20 protein-coding genes are annotated in these 20,645 nt (G+C 66.7%); 8 read left to right on the top strand and 12 right to left on the bottom strand.

The genetic code is table 11. The features are described 5' to 3' along the window. Nucleotides 1-5: 5 nt before the first annotated feature. Nucleotides 6-1,646, bottom strand: coding sequence for an acetolactate synthase large subunit (locus CFB81_RS18455; RefSeq protein ID WP_089436122.1), 1,641 nt, complete (start codon nt 1,644-1,646; stop codon nt 6-8). 377 nt (nt 1,647-2,023) lie between these two features. Between CFB81_RS18455 and CFB81_RS18445 the strand changes: the two genes are divergently transcribed. Further along, nucleotides 2,024-2,362 carry a type II toxin-antitoxin system RelE/ParE family toxin gene (locus CFB81_RS18445; protein ID WP_089436120.1) on the top strand — a complete coding sequence of 113 codons (339 nt, stop codon included), beginning with the start codon at nt 2,024-2,026 and terminating at the stop codon, nt 2,360-2,362. Between the two features lie 3 nt (nt 2,363-2,365). Further along, nucleotides 2,366-2,665 carry an addiction module antidote protein gene (locus CFB81_RS18440; protein WP_050017389.1) on the top strand — a complete coding sequence of 100 codons (300 nt, stop codon included), beginning with the start codon at nt 2,366-2,368 and terminating at the stop codon, nt 2,663-2,665. Nucleotides 2,666-2,713: 48 nt separating this feature from the next. On the opposite strand, the gene CFB81_RS18435 is transcribed toward CFB81_RS18440, so the two are convergent. The 5 genes from CFB81_RS18435 to andAc all read right to left on the bottom strand — a co-directional run bounded on the left by CFB81_RS18435 (nt 2,714) and on the right by andAc (nt 7,437). Then, nucleotides 2,714-4,000: a DUF445 domain-containing protein gene (locus CFB81_RS18435; RefSeq protein ID WP_089436119.1), complete on the bottom strand. Its 1,287-nt coding sequence runs from the start codon at nt 3,998-4,000 to the stop codon at nt 2,714-2,716. 111 nt (nt 4,001-4,111) lie between these two features. After that, the gene (gene andAa, locus CFB81_RS18430) at nt 4,112-5,332 is read right to left on the bottom strand and encodes an anthranilate 1,2-dioxygenase system ferredoxin--NAD(+) reductase (RefSeq protein ID WP_089436118.1); all 1,221 of its coding nucleotides are present in this window, start codon (nt 5,330-5,332) and stop codon (nt 4,112-4,114) included. Continuing rightward, on the bottom strand, nt 5,322-5,648 hold the full coding sequence (gene andAb / locus CFB81_RS18425; protein WP_039344765.1) for an anthranilate 1,2-dioxygenase ferredoxin subunit AndAb: 327 nt from the start codon (nt 5,646-5,648) through the stop codon (nt 5,322-5,324). The genes andAa and andAb overlap by 11 nt, the downstream gene beginning before the upstream one ends. Nucleotides 5,649-5,674: 26 nt before the next feature. Beyond that, on the bottom strand, nt 5,675-6,151 hold the full coding sequence (andAd, locus tag CFB81_RS18420) for an anthranilate 1,2-dioxygenase small subunit AndAd (protein ID WP_006479528.1): 477 nt from the start codon (nt 6,149-6,151) through the stop codon (nt 5,675-5,677). Nucleotides 6,152-6,165: 14 nt separating this feature from the next. Further along, nucleotides 6,166-7,437, bottom strand: coding sequence for an anthranilate 1,2-dioxygenase large subunit AndAc (gene andAc, locus CFB81_RS18415; RefSeq protein WP_089436117.1), 1,272 nt, complete (start codon nt 7,435-7,437; stop codon nt 6,166-6,168). Nucleotides 7,438-7,650: 213 nt separating this feature from the next. Between andAc and andR the strand changes: the two genes are divergently transcribed. Continuing rightward, complete coding sequence (gene andR / locus CFB81_RS18410; protein WP_069618591.1) at nt 7,651-8,610, top strand: anthranilate 1,2-dioxygenase regulatory protein AndR; 960 nt, start codon at nt 7,651-7,653, stop codon at nt 8,608-8,610. Nucleotides 8,611-8,805: 195 nt separating this feature from the next. Here the strand turns inward: andR and CFB81_RS18405 are convergent, their stop codons facing one another. The 3 genes from CFB81_RS18405 to CFB81_RS18395 all read right to left on the bottom strand — a co-directional run bounded on the left by CFB81_RS18405 (nt 8,806) and on the right by CFB81_RS18395 (nt 12,126). Next, a complete protein-coding gene (locus CFB81_RS18405; RefSeq protein ID WP_069618592.1) occupies nt 8,806-9,084 on the bottom strand; it encodes a hypothetical protein in 279 nt (92 codons plus the stop codon). Between the two features lie 127 nt (nt 9,085-9,211). Continuing rightward, the gene (locus tag CFB81_RS18400) at nt 9,212-10,891 is read right to left on the bottom strand and encodes a methyl-accepting chemotaxis protein (protein ID WP_089437054.1); all 1,680 of its coding nucleotides are present in this window, start codon (nt 10,889-10,891) and stop codon (nt 9,212-9,214) included. A 344-nt stretch (nt 10,892-11,235) separates the two neighbouring features. Beyond that, nucleotides 11,236-12,126 (bottom strand): LysR family transcriptional regulator, encoded by an 891-nt coding sequence (locus tag CFB81_RS18395; protein ID WP_089436116.1) that lies wholly within the window; start codon nt 12,124-12,126, stop codon nt 11,236-11,238. A gap of 91 nt (nt 12,127-12,217) precedes the next feature. Here CFB81_RS18395 and CFB81_RS18390 point away from each other — a divergent pair, with 91 nt between their 5' ends. Genes CFB81_RS18390 through catC form a run of 3 tightly spaced genes read left to right on the top strand, consistent with a single transcriptional unit; the run spans nt 12,218 to nt 14,620 of the window. Continuing rightward, nucleotides 12,218-13,351, top strand: a complete 1,134-nt coding sequence (locus CFB81_RS18390) for a muconate/chloromuconate family cycloisomerase (RefSeq protein WP_089436115.1) — start codon at nt 12,218-12,220, stop codon at nt 13,349-13,351. Nucleotides 13,352-13,383: 32 nt separating this feature from the next. Beyond that, complete coding sequence (catA, locus tag CFB81_RS18385; RefSeq protein WP_089436114.1) at nt 13,384-14,286, top strand: catechol 1,2-dioxygenase; 903 nt, start codon at nt 13,384-13,386, stop codon at nt 14,284-14,286. 43 nt (nt 14,287-14,329) lie between these two features. Then, entirely contained in the window at nt 14,330-14,620 is a 291-nt protein-coding gene (gene catC, locus CFB81_RS18380) for a muconolactone Delta-isomerase (RefSeq protein WP_050017398.1), read from the top strand. Nucleotides 14,621-14,725: 105 nt separating this feature from the next. Here catC and CFB81_RS18375 read toward each other — a convergent pair whose 3' ends face one another. Both CFB81_RS18375 and CFB81_RS18370 read right to left on the bottom strand, forming a co-directional pair. After that, complete coding sequence (locus CFB81_RS18375) at nt 14,726-15,910, bottom strand: hypothetical protein (protein WP_089436113.1); 1,185 nt, start codon at nt 15,908-15,910, stop codon at nt 14,726-14,728. A gap of 152 nt (nt 15,911-16,062) precedes the next feature. After that, entirely contained in the window at nt 16,063-16,848 is a 786-nt protein-coding gene (locus CFB81_RS18370) for an NAD(P)H-dependent oxidoreductase (protein ID WP_089436112.1), read from the bottom strand. 85 nt (nt 16,849-16,933) lie between these two features. Between CFB81_RS18370 and CFB81_RS18365 the strand changes: the two genes are divergently transcribed. Together CFB81_RS18365 and CFB81_RS18360 are read left to right on the top strand one after the other, a co-directional pair. Then, nucleotides 16,934-17,827: a LysR family transcriptional regulator gene (locus CFB81_RS18365; protein WP_069618598.1), complete on the top strand. Its 894-nt coding sequence runs from the start codon at nt 16,934-16,936 to the stop codon at nt 17,825-17,827. A gap of 165 nt (nt 17,828-17,992) precedes the next feature. Beyond that, nucleotides 17,993-18,397 (top strand): DUF2471 family protein, encoded by a 405-nt coding sequence (locus CFB81_RS18360; protein WP_089436111.1) that lies wholly within the window; start codon nt 17,993-17,995, stop codon nt 18,395-18,397. A gap of 212 nt (nt 18,398-18,609) precedes the next feature. On the opposite strand, the gene CFB81_RS18355 is transcribed toward CFB81_RS18360, so the two are convergent. Further along, nucleotides 18,610-20,643 carry an NADPH-dependent 2,4-dienoyl-CoA reductase gene (locus CFB81_RS18355; protein ID WP_089436110.1) on the bottom strand — a complete coding sequence of 678 codons (2,034 nt, stop codon included), beginning with the start codon at nt 20,641-20,643 and terminating at the stop codon, nt 18,610-18,612. Between the last annotated feature and the right edge of the window lie 2 nt (nt 20,644-20,645).

The raw sequence follows: 20,645 nt of genomic DNA, 5'->3' as shown, positions 1-20,645 counted from the left end.
GGAATTCAGAGTTGCGCCGACAGGCGCTTGATCTCGCGATTCAGCACGCGCTCGTTGTCCGAGTAGTCGATCGGCACGTCGATCACGTGCACGCCCGGCGACGAGAAGCACTCGCGCAGCAGCGGCTCGAGATCGTCGGCCGACTCGACGCGGTGCCCGTGCGCGCCGTAGCTTCGCGCGTAAGACACGAAATCGGGGTTTTGCAGCGTCATCGCGAAATCGGGGAAATTCATGTTCTCCTGCTTCCAGCGGATCATCCCGAACGCGTCGTCGCGCAGGATCATCACGACGATGTCGAGCTTCAGCCGCACGGCCGTTTCGAGCTCCTGCGAATTCATCATGAAGCCGCCGTCGCCGCATACGGCGATCACCTTGCGCTGCGGATGCACGATCTTCGTCGCGATCGCCGACGGCAGGCCCGCGCCCATCGATGCGAGCGCGTTGTCGAGCAGCAGCGAGTTCGGCTCGTGCGCACGCCAGTAGCGCGCGAACCAGATCTTGTACATCCCGTTGTCGAGGCAGACGATGCCGTCCACCGGCAACGCGTTGTACAGGTCGTTGACGATCCGCACCGGATACATCGGAAAACGCGGGTCGTGCTGCCCTTTCTGCAGATGCGCGTCGAAATGCTCCTTGATCATCCTGAAGCGCTCGAAATCCCAGTGCGATTGCGGCGTCACCGCTTCCTTCATCTGCCACACCGCGTTCGCGATGTCGCCGACCACCTCGATCTGCGGAAAATAGACGGGATCGACCTGCGCGCCGAGGAAGTTCACGTGGATCACGGTCTTGTCGTCGGTGCGCATGAAGAACGGCGGCTTCTCGATCACGTCGTGGCCGACGTTGATGATGCAATCCGCGTGCTCGATCGCGCGATGCACGAAGTCGCCGTCGGACAGCGTCGCGTTGCCGAGCCACAGCGGGTGCGTCTCGTCGATCACGCCCTTGCCCATCTGCGTCGTGAAGAACGGGATGCCCGTCTTGTCGACGAATTCGAGCAGCATCTTGCAGGTGGTCTTGCGATTGCCGCCCGCGCCGATCATCAACAGCGGATGGCGCGCGGCCTGGATCGCGTCGACCGCGTGCGCGACCGCCTTCTCCTCCGCCACCGGCCGCCGGCTGTAGCTGCGCGGGATCGGCTTGCCGTCGCCCTCCTCGTGCGCGATGTCTTCCGGCAGCTCGAGGTGCGCGGCGCCCGGCCGCTCTTCCTCCGCGCGGCGGAACGCCTCGCGCACCGCCGACGGGATGTTGCCGATCGACACGATCTGCCGCGTGAACTTCGTGAGCGGCTGCATCATGTCGACCACGTCGACGATCTGGAAGTGGCCCTGCTTGCTGGACTTGATCGGCTTCTGCCCGGTGATCATCAGCATCGGCATCCCGCCGAGCTGTGCATATGCGGCGGCCGTCACGAAGTTCGTCGCGCCCGGCCCGAGCGTCGCGAGACACACGCCGGTGCGGCCCGTGAGGCGGCCGTAGGTGGCGGCCATGAACCCGGCCGCCTGCTCGTGCCGGGTCAGCACGAGCTTGATCTTCGATCGCCGCAGCGATTCGAGCAGATCGAGGTTTTCTTCGCCTGGAATGCCGAACACGTACTCGACGCCTTCGGCTTCCAGCGCCTTCACGAACAGATCCGATGCTTTCATGGGGACTCTCGGTTATGCCGCCTGCCCGGCCTACGGACACGCGGCGTTCAGGACGCGCGCCGGCCTACGGCACGCGGACGCCTTACCTACCGGACACAGACCACGGCACTGCTCGCCGCGCAACACGCGATGCTCGAGGCGTGAGGCGTGGCGGCGCCCCCGGGATGCCGGAGGACGAACGGATTCGCCCGCGCGCGGCACGCGCGCACGGGCGGCAAAGACGCTTTTGATTGTAGACGGATTCGCGGCATTCCGGCTTCGGCCGGATGGCCGGCTCCGGCCTCGCGACAGGATCGGCCTGACGGCCAATTCGACCTCGAACGACGCGCGCGGCGCTACCGTAGGCGCGACGATTCTATTCATCGAACATGTGAACCATGGTTGACATCCTGCAATCCGTGCCCTACTGTGCGCCTACGTACAGCATCCGGACCACCGACGTCTTCGACGCCTGGTTTGCCGGCCTGCCCGATCGCCTCGCCAAGCGCCGCATCCAGGCGCGCATCGACCGCCTGTCGATGGGCAATACGGGCGACTGGAAATCCGCCGGCTCCCCCGTCGTCGAAATGCGTATCGACCACGGCCCCGGCTATCGCGTCTACTACGTGAGGCGCGGAACGATATGGGTCATCCTGCTCTGCGGCGGCGATAAATCGACGCAACGGGCCGACATACGCGCCGCGCATGCAATGCTCGCGCACCTCGACATGGAGTGATCGATGGACAAGATCAACACGCGGCCGTGGGATTCGGCCGAACACCTGAAAACCGAAGACGACATGGCCGAGTACTTCGACGCATGCCTGCAGGAGGGCGGCGACGATCCGGCCTTCATCGCGCACGCGCTCGGCGTGATCGCCCGCGCTCGCGGCATGTCGCAGGTCGCGCGCGATGCGGGCCTGTCGCGCGAAGGGCTGTACAAGGCGCTGTCGCACGACGGCAATCCGAGCTTCGGCACGATCCTGAAAGTCATCAAGGCGCTCGGCCTGCAATTGCACGGCGCGAAGGCGGCCGCATAATCCGGCGGCCCACCGCGTCGGGCCACGGGCGCAACGCGCGTGCCCGCGTCAGTGCAGCCACCCGGCCGCCCAGCGCGGCGCGAGCGACACCAGATACAACCCGAGCCCGATCAGCCCGCCGACCAGCGTGCCGTTGATGCGGATGTATTGCAGATCCTTGCCGATGTTCAGCTCGATCTGTCGCGACATCTCGCGCGCATCCCAGTTGCGCACCGTGTCGCGAATGTGACGCATCAGGAAATCGGCGAAATCGGGCGCCATCTCGTGCACGGCCTTCTCGACGTGCTCGTTCAGCGACGCACGCAGCGCCGGGCTCTCGGCGAGCCGTGCGCCGAGCCAGCCACCGAGCGTCGCGGCTTGCCGGTGCAGCGTCGAATCGGGGCGCGCGAGATCGGCCTTCAGCCACGCGCGCAACTGGTCCCACAAATCGCGCACGTAGTCGTTGAACGCATCGCCGTCGCGAATATAGCGCTTGATCTCCTCGCCCTTCTCGATGAACGCGGGGTCGTGCTTCAGCCGCTCGGTCAGCCGCACGACCGTCCGGTCAAAGCGTTGCCGCAGTTCGTGCTCGGGGTCGGCCGCGACGCCTTCGAGCACGCGGCTCACCGCGCTTGCGAGCATCCGCGCGCCGTTTTCGCCGAACCACTGCGTCGGCATGATCTTCTCGACCTTCGGGTATTGCGTCTTCAGCCATTCGACGATGAAGCCCGCGATCACCTCGCGGTTCTCTTCCTTGTCGAGCACGTCGACCACCTGTTCGATCGCGTCGTCGAGCAGCGCCTGGTGGCGGCCGTCCTTCGTCAGCGTGTCGAGGATCGCGCCGGCCGATTGCGACAGGTCGACCCGGTCGATCACCGCGCGGAACGCGTCGTGGACGAACGACTGGATCCGCGCGTCGTCGGTCATGTCGAGCGCGAAGCTCATCAGCTTCGTCACGTAGCCGCCGAGCGCGTCGGTGTTCGCCGGCTCGCCGAGCCACGCGCCGAGCTTCTGCGCGGGATCGTGCTGGCGGATCTGCGCGGCGAGCGCGTCGGGGCCGAGGAATTTCTCGCGCACGAATACCGCGAGGTTGTCGGCGATCTTGTCCTTGTTCTTCGGAATGATCTCGGTGTGGCGCGACACGAACGGGATCGGCACGCGACGGAACAGCGCGACGACCGCGAACCAGTCGGCGAGCGCACCGACCATCGCGGCTTCGGCGACCGCCTTGAAGCCGTCGACCCACGGGCCGCGCGGCAGCAGGATGGTGGTGACGAACACCGCGACGGCCGCCAGCAGCAGCCACAGCGCACGGCGTTTGCTTCGTTTCAGTTCGAGGGCTTTGTCTGGCGTCATGGAGGGCGGGGGGATCGGCGATGCCGTTAATATCCCCGATTTCGCCCCCACCGACAAACCCGTAGCCGGCGCGGGCACGCACGGCGCATGCGCGCCGCCCGCGCCGCGCTGCTACATGAACGTCTTCAGATTGACCGCCGGATCGGCCAGCTTCACCGGATCGGGCACCGCGCCTGCCGCGATCAACCGCCGCGACGCGCCGATGTCGCGCCCGAGGTTCGCCGCGGCCACCGCGACGATCCTGCCGTCGTCGCCGAGTCCGAACACCGTAAACGGCCCGTTCGCCGGGTCGCCGCGCACGACGATCGTGCGTTCGTCGCCGAACAGCCCGAGCATCTGCAGGTTGCAGTCGTACTGATCGGACCACAGCCACGGCAACTCGGCATAGCGCTCGTCGGCGCCGAGCAGGTTCGCGGCCGCGACGGCCGGCTGGTTTTCGGCCACCTGCCACGATTCGATCCGCACATGCCGCCCGAGCAGCGGATTGAAGTGCATCGTCACCTCGCCCGCCGCGAAGATCGCGGCATCGGCCGTGCGGCAGCCCGCGTCGACGCGAATCCCGTTGTCGACGTCGAGCCCGGCCGCCTGCGCGAGCTCGACGTTGGGCACCACGCCGATGCCGACCACGACGATGTCGGCCGGCACGTCGCCGCGATCGGTCTCGACGATCGCGCCGCTGCCCGGCGCGCGGCGGATCGCGCGCGGCAGCGTCGCCGTCCGGAACGCCACGCCGCGCGCATCGTGCAATTGCCGCGCATACGCACCGACCACTTCCGGCAACGCGCGTTGCAGCAAGCGCGCAGCCGGGTCGATCACCGTCACGTCGCAGCCGAGCTGACGCGCCGCCGCCGCGACCTCGAGGCCAATGAAGCCGCCGCCGAGCACCGCCACGCGGCGCCCGGGCGCAAGCTGCGCACGCAATGCACGCGCATCGTCGACCGTGCGGACGTAGTGCACGGCGACACCTTCGTCGATCGCCCCGCCGAACGTGCGCACGCGCGAGCCCGTCGCGAGCACGAGCTTCGCGTACGGCAACGACGCACCGTCGTCGAGCCGCACGCGCCGCGCATCGCGCTCGATCGCGTCGACGCGCGTGCCGAGCCGCAACTCGATGCGCTGCGCGTCGTACCACGCGGCATCGCGGATGAACGCGCGCCGTTCGCCGCCGTCCGTCAGCAGCGCATCCTTCGACAACGCCGGCCGGTCGTACGGCAGCTCGCGCTCCGCGCCGATCATCACGATGCGCGCATCGGCATCGCGCTCGCGCAGCGCCTCGGCCGTGCGCCGCGCCGCGTGGCCGGCGCCGACGATCACGAACGGGTCAGCCGACATTGACTTCCACCTGCCCGTCGACGATCCGGATCGGATAGGTCCGCACCGGCTCGGTGATCGGCGCGCATTTCGGCGCGCCGGTGCGAATGTCGATCAGCCCCTGGTGCAGCGGGCATTCGACGCAGCCGTCCTCCACATAGCCTTCGGACAAGCGTGCGTGACCGTGCGAACACAGGTCGTGCATCGCGAACAGTTCGTCGCCGATCCGGAACACGGCGATCGGCTTCTGGCCGGCGACGCGCGCGGCCGGTTCGTCCTCGGAGAATTCGTCGAAAGCGCCGAGCGGATGCCACTCGGCCAGCGTTGCTTCAGTCATGTCGGTTCCTTGCTTCGTCAGAGCGGTCAGATCGGCGTCGCGAGCAGCGTCTGCACGCGCGACGTGTCGTAGATCACGCGCTTGGTCTTGTAGCGCAGCCCGTCCGGCGTACGCACGACCGTGTCGTAGTACTTGCCGGCCTGGTACACGTTCGATTCGCCGTTACTGCGCGTCTGCACGACCACGTAGTTGCTCTCGGTATCGAACTCGCCGTCGCGTTCGGCGACGATCGTCAGGCCCGACGTCATGTGCCGGTACGTATGCTCTTCGTAGATGTTCGCGTGCCGCAGCGACACCACGCGGTCGCGCAGCATCCGCTGGTTCGTGCAGTGCACGATCCCGACCGGCAGCCCGAGATCGGCGTTCTCCTTCGGCACGATTTCGTACGTGCAATCCTCGGTGAACATCTCCGGCCAGTGCTCGAGCCGGTCGTTGTCGAGGTGCCCGATATAGCGGTTCTGGAGCATGTAAATCTCGAACCACGTCTTCATGTCTTCCGTCATTTTTTGCTCCCGCGTCAATAGCCCATCAGCTTCTGGTAGCCGACCCAGAACTTGCGGATCAGGCTCTCGGTGATCACCGTGTCCTGCTGGTCCGGATTGCCGCGCGACATCTCGATCACCGACGTCGCATCGGCATCGCGCACCGTGCCGCGCTGCACGAGCTCGGTCGCTTCGGTGTCCTCCATCGAGATGTAGCCGGCCGGCCCGACCAGGTTCGCCTGCTTGATGCGCAGCGCGCGCAGCTCGGGCGTGTCGTCCGCGTAGCCGAAGAAGTGGAAGATCAGCTCGAAGTTGTCGGGGCCCTTCGGCAGGATCTGCCGCGCGACCAGCGTATTGTGGATCTGCTGGATCACGAGCTGCGGGAAGATCGGCTGGATATGGTTCGTGCAGTCCTCGTCGTATTCCGACACGAGATCGAGGATCGATTCGTCTTCCAGATGGAAGCCCTCGTCGAACGAGCGAATGTTCTGCTGCTTGTACGCGGCCGACGTGTCGTCGCCCGTCTTCGTGACCGTGATGATGCTGTGCAGCCCGTGGTTCGCGTCCGGAATCGAGCGCGCCTTCATCCCGACGCGGAAGATGTTGAAGGTCGTATGGAACAGGTGCAGCATGCTCGCGTGATACGGGTCCTTCACGTTCTCCATGTACAGCTTCCAGTTCGACTTCGAATACTGGCGCGTGCAGCCGAGATACTCGATCGGCTTGTGGAAGATCCGGTCGATCCACGGGCGCATCTGCTCGCCGAGATACTCGGGCAGCGGCGCGACTTCATCGCTGAAGGTCGCGAACACGAGCCCGCGATAGCTGTCGACGCGCAGCTTGCGCAGCCCGTGCTGCTTCGGATCGAAATCGGCGGGCATCCCGGTCATTCCCTTCTGGCCGCGCCGGAACGGCACGCCGAGCAGGTTGCCCTCGTTGTCGAAGCTCCACTGGTGATACACGCACGTGTGCGAGCTCGCGTTGCCGCGCGACTTGCGGCACACCTGCGCGCCGCGGTGCGCACAGCGGTTCACCCACGCGGACAGCGCGCCGTCCTCGGTGCGCGTGACGACCACCGGCGTGTCGCCGACGAACGTGCTCTTGAAGTCGCCGGCGTTCGGGATTTCGGCTTCGAGCGCGACGAAGTTCCACGTCGGCCCGCGGAAGATGCGTTCCTGCTCGCGATCGTAGACCGCACGCGAGCTGAACACCTTGTACGGCACGCGCGAGCCGTCGTCGTGCGGGAAAGTCACGTCGGATGCGTCGCCGCGCGCGGCGAAAACGACGGGCAATTCTGTCTGCTCCATGTCGGACTCCTTGTCGATCCGTTGCGTTGAATGCATGGAGCCGATTTTTGAAAAGCTAATATTCGGCGTCTATCCGGAAAGTGCGATTGCGGCGGCGCAATATCCACTTTCGGCGGATTTCTGCGCTAGCATGACGGCACACGCGACCCGGCGCGCGATCGCGACCCATTCGTGGGATCGAAGCGCGCATCGTCCATACCAAGGCTGAGGCCCATGTCCCCAACGTCGTTCGAGCCGCTCGCGCTGCGCGCGCACCGGCTGTTCGAATCCCGCGATCTCGACGAGACGCGCGAGCGGATCTCGCGCGTGATGCAGCCGCACGCGCTGCTGCCGAGCGGCCGCGTGCAAGGCGCGTCGCACATGGATTTCGTCAGGCTGGGCGGCCTCGGGATCGGCACGATCGCGTTCGGCGATGCGATGCGCGTGCAGGTCGACGCCGTCGACGGCTATTACCTGCTGATGTTCTGCCTGTCCGGCCAGGCCGAAGTGCGCGCGATGGGGCGGCAACTTGGCGTCGACGGGCAGACCGGCGTGCTGTGCGCGCCCGGAGAGCGCTTCGACGCGGTGCTGTCGGCCGATTGCGAGCAGTTCGTGCTGCGCATCGACGCGACGACCGTCGGCGCGCTGACCGGCGACCCGCGCGCGACGCTCGACCCGGTGCTGCACGTCAGCGACGCCGCGCTCGCCGCGTGGCGCCAGCAACTGATGCTCGTCGCGCGGTCGCCCGAGCTGCTCGAACGCGCGAACGCGAACCCGCGTGTCGCGTCGCAGCTCGAGCATCTGCTGATCGACCTGCTGATCGAAGGCCATCCGCCTTCCGCGCTGCAGGCGTCGCACCGCGACCCGGCGCCGGGCTTCGTGCGGCGCGCACAGGAATTCGTCGATGCGCACTATGCGCAGCCGCTGCAGCTCGCCGATATCGTCCAGGCCGCCAACGTGCCCGAACGGACGCTGCGCGACGCGTTCCTGCAGTTCCGCGGGATGAGCCCGATGCAATACCTGCGTGCGACGCGGCTCGCGCACGCGCGGGAACTGCTGCGCGGCGCGGCATCCGACCGGCGAATCGCCGATATCGCGCTGGACTGCGGGTTTACCCACCTCGGACGGTTCGCGATCGCGTATCGGGAAAGGTTCGGCGAGTCGCCGTCGGAGACGCTCGGCGCGACGCGCTGAACGCACGCCCGGGCGTATCCGGATCGACGCGCCCGCGGCGGCTGCGCGAGCGGTTGCCGGTTACGTGGCGGGCGCGCACGATGACCGGCGGGCCGACGATCACTCCGTTACAGCACGGCGCTGACGGCTGCGATGGCCCGAGCAGCGTGAACGGCATCAGCCGCTTTTTGCCACTCGTGCTTATGCCGGCGCCGTTTACGCCGTATCCGCGGCGCCCGCGGACGGCAATGGCGGACCATCCAGTCGCGACGACGCGCAGGCCAGCGCGCGTTCGACCTGTTCGAACATCGCCCGCGTGGCCGGACTATGCGGGCACGCGCGCAGCAACAATTCCAGCCATTTCAGCCGCCGCGCGAGCATCGGCACGACCATCGTGCGCACGATCAGCCGCTGATCCGCGTCCGACGGATCGAAACGCGCGCACGTGTCGACGAGCGCGTCGAGCGTCAGTACTGCCTGAGTCGGGTTCGTCATGAGTGTGAGAGGCAACTCCACCGCCCGCATCGCCGCGGACGGATCGTATACGTGAACGGCGAACGCGCGCGCCGGCGTATCTGGCGCACCGGCATGCGCGTCGCCACAGGGGCGAGCCGCGTGGCGTTCAAAACGCGCGCCATTCGGCGGCCGCGCCCCCTGCCGCAGCCGCTACCGGCACGCTCGGCGGCCGCGCTGCCGACGGAGACTGCGCCCGCGCCATCGGCGCGACCGCCGGCGCGGCAGGCCCGTCCGGGAAGGCTCCCGCCAGCCTGAACGCCGACATCGCCGCCTGCAAATGGCCGGCCTGCTCTTCGAGAGAATGCGCGGCGGCGGCGGCCTGCTCGACGAGCGCCGCGTTCTGCTGCGTCACGCCTTCCATCTGCCCGATCGCCACGTTGACCTGCTCGATTCCCTGACTCTGTTCTCGCGACGCGGCCGCGATTTCGGCGACGATGTCGGACACCTGCTTGATCGCCTGCTTCACGTGCCCCATCGTCGCGCCCACGTCCGTGGCCTGTTGCGCGCTGTCGCGGATCATCGACACCGACGCGCCGATCAGCTCCTTGATTTCCTTCGCCGCCGCCGCCGAACGCTGCGCGAGGTTGCGCACTTCGCTCGCGACCACCGCGAAGCCGCGCCCCTGCTCGCCCGCGCGCGCCGCCTCCACGGCCGCATTGAGCGCGAGAATGTTGGTCTGGAACGCGATCCCCTCGATGACGCCCGTGATGTCGGACACCCGGCTGGAGCGGTCGCTGATCTGCCCGATCGTCGCGACCATGTGCTGCACGGCGTCGTGGCCGGCGTCCGCGATGCCCGTCGCACGCGTCGCGAGCGTATTCGCCTGCTGCGCGTTGTCGGCGTTCTGCTTCACGGTCTCCGTCAGTTGCGTCATGCTCGACGCGGTCTCCTCGAGCGACGCGGCCTGCTCCTCCGTGCGAGCCGACAGATCCGCATTGCCGCTCGCGATCTGGTGCGACGCGATCGCGACCGACTCCGCGCTGCGCTTGATGCCGCGCACCGTCGTGCCGAGCTGCCGGTCCATCGTCGCCAGCGCGCCGAGCAATTGGCCGAATTCGTCGTGCAAATCGACGTCGATGCGGTTGTCCAGCGTGCCGCCCGCGATTTCATCGGCCACGCGCACGGCTTGGCCGAGCGGCGTCGAAATGTGTCGCAGCAGGTGCACGGACGCCCACCCCGCGATCAGCACGCCGGCGCCGATCAAGCCGATCGCGATCCACAGAATGATCCCGAACGTCGACTCGCTGTCGTCGACGAACGACTTCGCCTGCTCGGCGTTCAGTGCGATGTCGTCTTCGAGCACCTGCCTGAGTTCGCCCGAGGCCGGCAGCAGCCGGTCGATGGCCGCGCTGATCGCATCGGGGTTCGAGCCGCTCATCGCCGCGACGACGTCGTTGACGCCCGCCCTGAAGCGCGGCAGCACACCGTGGATGCGCTCGGCGATCGCGCGCTCCTTGTCGCTCGTGATCGATTCCGCGTAATAACGGTTCCAGAGCGTATCGAGGCGGCTTTGCTCGGCACGAATTTCGTCGACGCCGCTTCGCGTGCGTACCGGGTCGCGCTCCGCCTGGATCCGGCGCATCCGAAGCTGCATCCCGAGCGAGATGGCGCGAATTTCGGTCAATTCGCAGATCGGCAATGTATTGCCCTGATACGCGCGATGCAGATTCGAATTCAGCCGGGACAAACCGAATACGCCGAACACGCCGATCGCGACCATTAATGCGACGCACGACGCAAGGGTGAGAAAAATCCTGAACTTTATGCTTTTTGCAAATCGACTCATTTTCACGCTCCTCCGGCTTTCCAGGTCGATGCGGAATGGCAAGCGCCGTTCCATGACCGGGGTTTACGGAAGGAAAACGAGTCGATTTAGGCATCTCGATCCGAAATAATCAAAATCGAAAACGGCAAGAATCCGGATATCCACCGCACTTTTATCGATCGATATCTCATTAATAAATCCCTATATATTGGAGCTCTCCTTTATCTCATTAATAAACTATCTCATTAATGGAGCTGGCACGATTCGGTCGACGATATGAGGTCGCAGCAACGTGCCGCATTTCCATCCGAGGACGTATCGCAGATAGACCGTTAGTTGCATGGAAAGGCCGAAGCGGCGTCCCGCTACGCCGCCGGCACGATCATCTCGCGCGCGATCGCGCAGAACGCGGCCGTCGCGGCGCTTTCGCCATGCAGCCGGCGGCTCATGATGATCGGCGACGTCGCGCCCGGCTCCGGCAGCCGCCGATAGACGACGCCCTTCACGCGCACGCCCTCCACGCTCTCCGGCACCAGCGACACGCCCACCTGCGCCGCGACGAGCCCGAGCGCCGTCTGCAGCTCGCGCACCTCGTGCACGGCAGCCGGCACGACCGCGCCGTCGCGCAGCGCCGACAACTGCTGGTCGGCGAAGCTCGGCCGCGGCGTGCTCGGGTAGACGATCATCGTCTCGTTCGCGAGATCCGCGAGCGTCAGCGGCCGGGACGGATCGGCGAGCCGATGCCCGACCGGCAGCGCCGCGATCAGCTTTTCCTCGATCAGCGCCTCGCGTACCAGTTGGTCGTCGTCGAAGCGCAGGCGGCCGAACCCCACGTCGATCCGCCCGCCCTTCAGCGCGCCGAGCTGTTCGAGCGTGAACATTTCGATCAGCGACAGCTCGACGTCCGGCTGCGCCTCGCGAAACGCGCGGATCACGTCCGGCAGCGCGCCGTACAGCGTCGACGGCACGAAGCCGATCACGATCCGCTCCGACAGTTGCGCGAGCCGCCGCGTCAACGGCCCCAGTTCGTCGGCCTGGTCGACCAGACGCTTGGCCTGCGCATAGAACACGCGCCCGGCATCGGTCAGTTTCAGCGGCCGCGCGCCGCGCTCGAACAGCGGCAATCCGATCTCCTCCTCGATCGCCTGGAGCTGGCGGCTGAGCGGCGGCTGCGTCATGTGCAGCCGCTCCGCGGCCCGCGTGATGTTCATTTCCTCGGCGACGGCGATGAAGTAACGGAGCTGGCGCAATTCCATTTCATGCCTCAAAGGTATGGAAGTAGTCGGAAAGAGTGTTGGACGGCGCGGGGCGGGCATTCCTACCATGTGCACCAACAGGAGGAATCGCATGATAGCAACTGCCGCCACCATCGCACGCATCGAGACGTTGCTGGTCGACGTGCCGACGATCAGGCCCCACAAATTGTCGGTCGCCACGATGAATTGCCAGACGCTCGTGCTGGTCCGAATTCGATGCACGGACGGTATCGAAGGCGTCGGCGAGGCGACGACCATCGGCGGTCTCGCCTATGGCGAGGAGAGCCCCGAGAGCATCAAGGTCAATATCGACACCTACTTCGCGCCGCTGCTGCAGGGCATGGACGCGACGCGTCCGGGCGCCGCGATGGCGCGGGCGCGCAAGCTGTTCCAGGGCAACCGTTTCGCGAAGTGCGCGATCGAGACCGCGCTGTTCGACGCGCAGGCGCGGCGTCTCGGCGTGCCGCTGTCCGAACTGTTCGGCGGGCGCCGGAGCGATGCGGTCGATGTCGCGTGGACGCTCGCGAGCGGCGATACCCAACGCGACATCGCGGAAGCCGAAGCGATGCTCGACGCCCGCCGCCATCGCGCGTTCAAGCTGAAGATCGGCGCGAACGCGGTCGCCGACGACGTGGCCCACGTGGTCGCGATCAAGCGCGCGCTCGGCGAACGCGGCGACGTGCGGGTCGACGTGAACCAGGCGTGGAGCGAGACCGACGCGATCTGGGCCGGCGCGCGGCTGGCCGACGCCGGCGTGAGCCTCGTCGAGCAGCCGATCGCCGCGACCAACCGGGCGGGGCTGAAACGCCTCACGCAGCTCGCGCAGGTGCCGATCATGGCCGACGAAGCGCTGCACGGCCCCGTCGATGCGTTCGCGCTCGCGCAGGATCGCGCGGCCGACGTGTTCGCGGTGAAGATCGCGCAATCGGGCGGCCTGCAGGGCGCGGCGAGCGTCGCGTCGATCGCGGCGGCGGCCGGCATCGAACTGTACGGCGGCACGATGCTCGAAGGCGCGGCCGGCACGATCGCGTCCGCGCAACTGTTCAGCACGTTCGACTCGCTGAAATGGGGCACCGAACTGTTCGGCCCGCTGCTGCTCACCGAGGAGATCCTCGTCGAGCCGCTGCGCTACCAGGATTTCAAGCTGCATCTGCCGGCAACGCCCGGCCTCGGCATCACCTTCGACTGGGCCCGCATCGAACGGATGCGACGCGACGCCCGCTGATCCCCACACGACACCCGAAACCGGAGACACAGATGAACAAGCAAGCCATCGACGCCCTGCTGAAGACCTTCGACGACGCCGCCGAGAAGCCCGGCAACCCGCGCGTGCGCGCGATCGTCAACCGGATCGTGAAGGACATCTGCTACACGATCGAGGACTTCGACGTGCAGCCGAGCGAGTTCTGGACCGCGCTCAACTTCCTGAACGAAGCCGGCCGCGAATTCGGGCTGATCGCCGCGGGCCTCGGCCTCGAGCGCTTCCTCGACGTACGGATGGACGAAGCCGAGGCGAAGGCCGGCATCCAGGGCGGCACGCCGCGTACGATCGAAGGGCCGCTGTATGTCGCCGGCGCGCCGGAATCGGTCGGCCACGCGCGTCTCGACGACGGCACCGATCCGGGCCAGACGCTGATCATGCGCGGCCGGGTGCTGGGCCAGGCCGGCGCGCCGCTCGCGAACGCGCTGGTCGAGGTGTGGCACGCGAATCATCTGGGCAATTACTCGTACTTCGACGCGTCGCAGCCCGCGTTCAACCTGCGCCGCTCGATCCGCACGGATGCCGAAGGCCGCTACAGCTTCCGCAGCGTGCTGCCGGTCGGCTACAGCGTGCCGCCGGGCAGCAAGACCGAGCAGTTGCTCGACCAGCTCGGCCGCCACGGCCATCGTCCGGCGCATATTCACTTCTTCGTTTCCGCGGACGGTTATCGTAAGCTGACGACGCAGATCAACATCGAAGGCGATCCGCATCTGTGGGACGACTTCGCGTTCGCGACGCGCGACGGGCTGATCCCGCCGGTGCGGCAGGCGGAAGGCGCGGAAGGCAAGCCGTACGGCATCGACGGGCAGTTCGCGCTGATCGACTTCGACTTCTCGCTGCTCAAGGACAAGCAGGACGTGCCGGGCAGCGAAGTCGAACGGGCCCGCGCGCAGGCGTGAGCGCCCTTCCCGTTCGACGAATCGACAACGCAAGGAGTGCAGGATGCTGTTTCATGTGGAAATGACCGTTCGCCTGCCGGCGGACATGGATCCGGTCAAGGCGGCCACGCTGAAGGCGGAAGAGAAGGCGATGTGCCAGCGGCTGATGAACGAAGGAACGTGGCGTCATCTGTGGCGAATCGCCGGGCAGTATGCGAACGTCAGCATCTTCGACGTCGAAAGCGTGCAGCAGCTGCATGACGTGCTGAGCCAGCTGCCGCTGTTTCCGTATATGGAGATGGAGGTGCGGGCGCTGTGCCGGCATCCGTCCTCGGTGCGGGAAGACGATCGCTGAGTCCGCGGTCGAGCACGGACTGGAAAAACGGGCGGCCTGCGATTGCCTCGCAGGCCGCCCGTTTCATTGCGTCATCCGCACCGGCGGATCAGGGTGCCGCGCGCCCTACTTCTGCGCATCCATCTTGTCGGCGACTTCACTGCCATACACCTTCGCGACACGTCGCGCGACGATCGCCTGCATCAGCGTCTTGTCGAAATCGTCGGCGGTTTTCCAACCGCTGCCGTCCTTGATGAACGTGAAATCGCCCTTCAGCTGCAACATCGACGGCGCGCCGATCGCGCCGAGCAGCCGGTCGCGATAATCGATCAGCAGCGGACACGAAACATGGTCGCCATCGATCTGCTTGCAGTCGGCGGCCGGCATGACGCCCAGCACGCTGCTCGTCAGCGTCGTCGGTTCGTCGCCGCCGGGCAGCGGCTTGCCGTAGCTCGGCGAACGCTCCGACACGTTCTTGTCGACTTGCGCGACGCCCGCCATGAAAGCCGCTCTGATGACGTCGCGGCCGAGCGGTGCACCGAGCTTCGGATCGAGGCCCTGCGCACTGTAGCGAGCCGTCACGTATTCAGGCGGGAACATCTGCACGACGAAGGCGCTCTCGTCCTTGTCGTCGTGCTGAACGACATAGCCGAACGTCGTATGCTCGTCGGCGATACTCACGTCCGCCAGGCAACCGCGCGCTCGATTTGCGTCGTCGTAGCCGACTTCACGGGGGTTGCTGACGCGTGGAAACGGCGCACTGTCCTTGTCGAGCATCTGCATCGGATTCTTGCGCATCATGTCCATGCGCGCGCGGAACATCAGCGCACCCAGTGCCTTGGTGGTACTCGACGCGCCGCATGCGGGCGCCGATGCGGGCCACAACAGGTAGGCGCCCACCGCCAGCGCGGCGGCGAGGCCGCCGAAACCGATCAGCATCTGCTTCTTCTTTTGCGCGCGCTGGACTGATGCGACCGTTTCGTTCAGACGCTGTTCGAACCGGAGCGGATCGATCTCCTCCAGCATCGTCATCAGGACGAGTTTCTCGTCGGCGCTCGTGGCGCGGCCGTCCAGCAGCTCATGCGTCGCTTTCGCCTCGGCGTCCGTCGTCGTGTAGCCCTCGACGATCAACCAGTCGAGCATTTTGCGGGCGGAATCGGTTTCGGGAAGCTCGGCCGGTGTGTTCCTCAGACGCTGGGTGACGCGCGCCGCCTGTTCCTCCGTCAGATAGCCGCCGGCTTCGAGTGCGATCAGCAGCGTGGCGCGGTTGTCATCGATCAGTTCTGCCGGGCCCTGTTGTTCGAAAGTCATCGTTGTTGTTCTCCGTCGAGACCGATTCGCTGCGCGGGCTGTGCCGCCCTATTGTCCAGACGAATCGCGTCGATCTCCGGAAACTACTCGATTCGGGCTCCGGTGTCGACATGCCCGCGCGTCGCTTTCTCGCGCGGGCCGGCCATGCATCGTCAATGCCCGTGCGCCAGATGCACGGCAAACCCCGCCTTCCCCGGCGCGATGTCCTCCTTCAACGTCAGCGCCGGGATCTCGTAATCGCCCGCGTTCTGCCGGCGGAACGGAATCGGCGGCGTGGTCCACAAATCGTCGAGACGCCGGCCGAGCGCCGTGCACGTTTCGTCGAAACGCGCGGCGTTCATCTTGCCCGTCCGGTAGATCACGAACGGCGGCAGCACGTCGAACCCCGGGTAATACAGCACGCCGTGCTGGATCGGGAACAGCAAGTCGTCGATCGGCCCGTTGATGCCGCGCGGGCCGTAGTGCGATTCCCACCCGCCCGTGGTGACGACGATCATCGCCCGCTTGCCGGCCAGCGAACCTTCGCCGTAGCGATCGCCCCAGTGCGTATCGGAATGCTCGCCGACGCCATAAGCAAAACCGTACGCGTACACGCGCTCGACCCAGCCCTTCATGATCGCCGGCATCGAAAACCACCACAGCGGAAACTGCAGGATCACCGCGTCGGCCCACTTCAACTTGTCCTGCTCGCGTGCGATGTCTTCGCTCTGCGTACCTTCCGCAAACGCGCGCTTCGAATCGAGCACGGGATCGAAGCGTGCGCCGGGCGCATGATCGACCACATCGTTCGCATCGAACGCCGCCTTCCAGTTCATCGCATACAGGTCGCTCACCTGCACCGCGTGGCCGGCCGCTTCGAGATGCGCGACCGCAAAATCGCGCAGCGCGCCGTTCAGCGAACGCGGTTCAGGATGGGCATACACGATCAGCACATTCATGTCGTCACTCCGTGGATTGAATGACTGCAGGATGCCGCCTTCGAAGGTATATTTGAAATGAATTCCTGATATTCCAGGTATAGCCATGAATAATCTCAGAAGGCTCGATCTGAACCTGCTCGTCACGCTGGACGTCCTGCTCGCGGAGCACAACGTCACGCGCGCGGCCGAGAAGCTGAACATGTCGCAGCCGTCGGTCAGCGTGCAGTTGCAGAAACTGCGCGACGTGTTCGGCGATCCGCTGCTGCTGCCGGGGCCGCGCGGCATGCGGCCGACGGCGCGCGCGGAAGCGCTGCGCGAACCGTTGCGCGATGCGCTCGAAGCGGTCGAGCGCGCGGTGATCCCGGCCACGCCGTTCGATCCCGCGACCGCGACGAACACGTGGCGCGTGGCCGCGACCGACTACGGCGAATCGACGATCGTGCTGCCCGCGCTGCGCACGCTGCGTTCCACCGCGCCCGGCACGCGGCTGGCCGTCCTCGAGCTCATGCCGCCGCGTATCGAGCAGGATGCCGAACGAAACGGCATCGACCTGGCCTTCCACATGACCGAAGCGTCGCCGCCCGGCATGCGGCGCCTGCCGCTGTTCGTCGAGCGTTACGTGCTGATCGGCCGCGCCGGTCACCCGAAGCTGAAGCGGCGCCCCACGCTCGCGCAATTCGGCACGCTCGAGCACGTGATCGTGTCGCCCGACGGCGGCGGCTTCTTCGGCGTAACGGACGAAGTACTCGCGAAGGTCGGCGCCACGCGGCGCGTCGTGCTGTCGGTGCCGCACTTCCTGTTCGTGATGTCGGCCGTCGCGAGCACCGATCTCGTCGCGATGCTGCCCGAACGGCTGGTGCGCGACGTGCCCGCGCTGCGCGTGGTGGACGCGCCGGTCGAGGTGCCCGGCTATGAAATGTCGATGCTGTGGCACGAGCGCGTGCATCGCGATCCGGCGCATCGATGGCTGCGGGAGACGATCGCGGCGGCGGTGTAAGTTGCCCGCCCGATCGCGGCGATTCGTCCGCGCCGAGCGCCGACGCACGAAATCCTTTATTCGGGACTTGAAACCGCCGCGAACACTGTATATATTTACAGTGCTTTTGCACCATTTGACCCGAATTCCGTCATCCACAGACGAACGGACTTTTGTGAGGCGACCATGTTCCAGGCTTCCGCATTCGATCCCGAGCAACCCGGCTTCAATCCCGTCCACTTCGAGCGCGCCGCGCAGCGGGCGGTCGTCGATCTGCAGCGTGTCGTCGGCGGCCCCGCGCAGCGGGCGCTCGGCCTGCGCCGCCGCACGCATCCGGCAGCCGTCCGCACGATGAGCTGGCAGGCGCTGCTGAACGTCGAAGAGCTGGCGTTCTCGAATCCCGGGTTCCTGAACCGCAACGATCCGACCGTCGTCGACGCGTTCATCCGGCTGCGCGACAGCCGGCTGGTCGCCGCGGACGTCGAGGAGCCGGTCGACTGGCAGCGTGACGATGACGACCTGCCGGCCGTCTATCTGATCGTCAAGGCGATGCTCGAGGCGGAACAGGAAGAACGGGCCGAAGCGGCCTGAGCCGCGCCGGTCGATCGCGATCACGGTCTGCCGGGCTCGCGCCGTCACGTTGCATGGTGGCGCGAGCGGCGCTGCGGCTGGTTATGGTTCCGCACCCGCGACTCGGCGCATCAGACGGCGAGCCGCGAACCGTCGCGTAGCCGTTGCGCGTTGCGCAACGACGGATCATCGCCACGCTGCGACGACCCAATGACCATCGCGGCGCCCGCCCGTTACAACCGCGCCGCGAGCCGCGCCCCCTGATCGATCGCCCGCTTCGCATCGAGTTCGGCGGCCAGTTCCGCGCCGCCGATCAGGTGCACCGAGCGCCCGGCCGCCTGCAGCGGCGCGAGCAACGCGCGCTGCGGCTCCTGCCCCGTGCAGAGCACGATCGTATCGGCTTCGATCAGTTCGTGATCGGTGCGTTGCTCACCGTACGACACATGCAGCCCGCGCGCGTCGATCCGCTCGTAGTTCACGCCGCCGATCATCTTCACCTGCTTCATCTTCAGCGTCGCACGGTGAATCCAGCCGGTCGTCTTGCCGAGCCCCTTGCCGAGCGGCGCGGCCTTGCGCTGCAACAGCGTCACTTCCCGCGCCGGCGCCGACACCTGCGCCCGCGTCACGCCGCCGCGCGTCGCGGCCGGGTCGGTCACACCCCACTCGGCCTTCCATGCGTCCAGATCGAGGGCTGGCGATTCGCCGTCCTGCACCAGATATTCGGCGACATCGAAGCCGATCCCGCCTGCGCCGACCACCGCGACCCGCCGGCCGACCGGCTGTTTGCGCGCGAGCACGTCGATATAGCTGAGCACGTTCGGCCCGTCCTGCCCCGGAATCTTCGGGTCGCGCGGCGCGACGCCCGTTGCGAGCACGATCTCGTCGTAGCCGCCCGCGATCAGGTCGCTCGCGTCGACGCGGCGGTTCAGGTGCAGCTTCACGCCGGTCAGTTCCACCTGCCGGCCAAAGTAGCTCAACGCTTCGTGAAACTCCTCCTTCCCCGGAATCCGCTTCGCCATGTTGAACTGGCCGCCGATCTCCGCCGCGCCGTCGAACAGGTCGACCTGATGGCCGCGCTGCGCGAGCACGGTCGAGCACGCGAGCCCGGCCGGCCCCGCGCCGACCACCGCGATTCGCTTCGGCTGCGGCGCGGGCGTGTATTTCAGTTCCGTCTCGTGGCACGCGCGCGGATTCAGCAGACACGATGCGATCTTGTTCTTGAACGCGTGGTCGAGACACGCCTGGTTGCAGCCGATGCAGGTGTTGATCTCGTCGGCGCGACCCTGCGCGGCCTTGACGACGAACTCGGCATCCGCGAGCAGCGGGCGCGCCATCGACACCATGTCCGCGCAGCCGTCCGCGAGAATCTGCTCGGCCACTTCGGGCCGGTTGATCCGGTTGGTCGTCACGAGCGGGATGCCGACCTCGCCCTTCATCTTCTTCGTCACCCACGCGAACGCGCCGCGCGGCACCGACGTCGCGATCGTCGGCACGCGCGCCTCGTGCCAGCCGATCCCCGTGTTGATGATGGTCGCGCCCGCGCGCTCGACCGCCTTCGCAAGCTGCACGGTTTCGCGCCAGTCGCTGCCGTCCGGAATCAGGTCGAGCATCGACAGCCGGTAGATCAGGATGAAGTCGCGGCCGACCGCTTCGCGCGTGCGCTCGACGATCTCGATCGGCAAGCGGATGCGGTTCTCGTACGAGCCGCCCCACTGGTCGGTGCGCTTGTTCGTATGCATCGAGATGAACTGGTTGATCAGGTAGCCCTCAGAGCCCATGATCTCGACGCCGTCGTAACCGGCCTCGCGCGCCAGCTTCGCGCAGCGCACGAACGCGCGGATCTGCCGCTCGACGCCGCGCGCGCTCAGTTCATGCGGTGCGAACGGCGAGATCGGCGACTTGATCTTCGACGGCGCGACCGCGAACGGGTGATAACCGTAGCGCCCCGTATGCAGGATCTGCAGCGCGATCTTGCCGTCCTCCGCATGCACGGCATCCGTGATCTCGCGATGCCGGCGCGCGGCGGCCGACGTCATCAGCGTGCCGCCGAACGGCTTGGTCCAGCCGGCCACGTTCGGCGCGAAGCCGCCCGTCACGATCAGGCCGACCCCGCCGCGCGCGCGCTCGGCGAAATATTCGGCGAGGCGCGGCAGCGTCTTGCGGCTGTCCTCGAGGCCCGTGTGCATCGAGCCCATCAGCACGCGATTCTTCAGCGTCGTGAAGCCGAGATCGAGCGGTGCGAGCAGGTGGGGAAAGGGTGTCGTCATGA

The sequence above is a fragment of the Burkholderia sp. AU28863 genome, assembly GCF_002223195.1.
Taxonomy (GTDB): Bacteria; Pseudomonadota; Gammaproteobacteria; order Burkholderiales; family Burkholderiaceae; genus Burkholderia; species Burkholderia sola.
The sequence above is the reverse complement of the archived record's forward strand: the minus strand, read 5'-3'. Positions and strand labels throughout refer to the sequence as shown.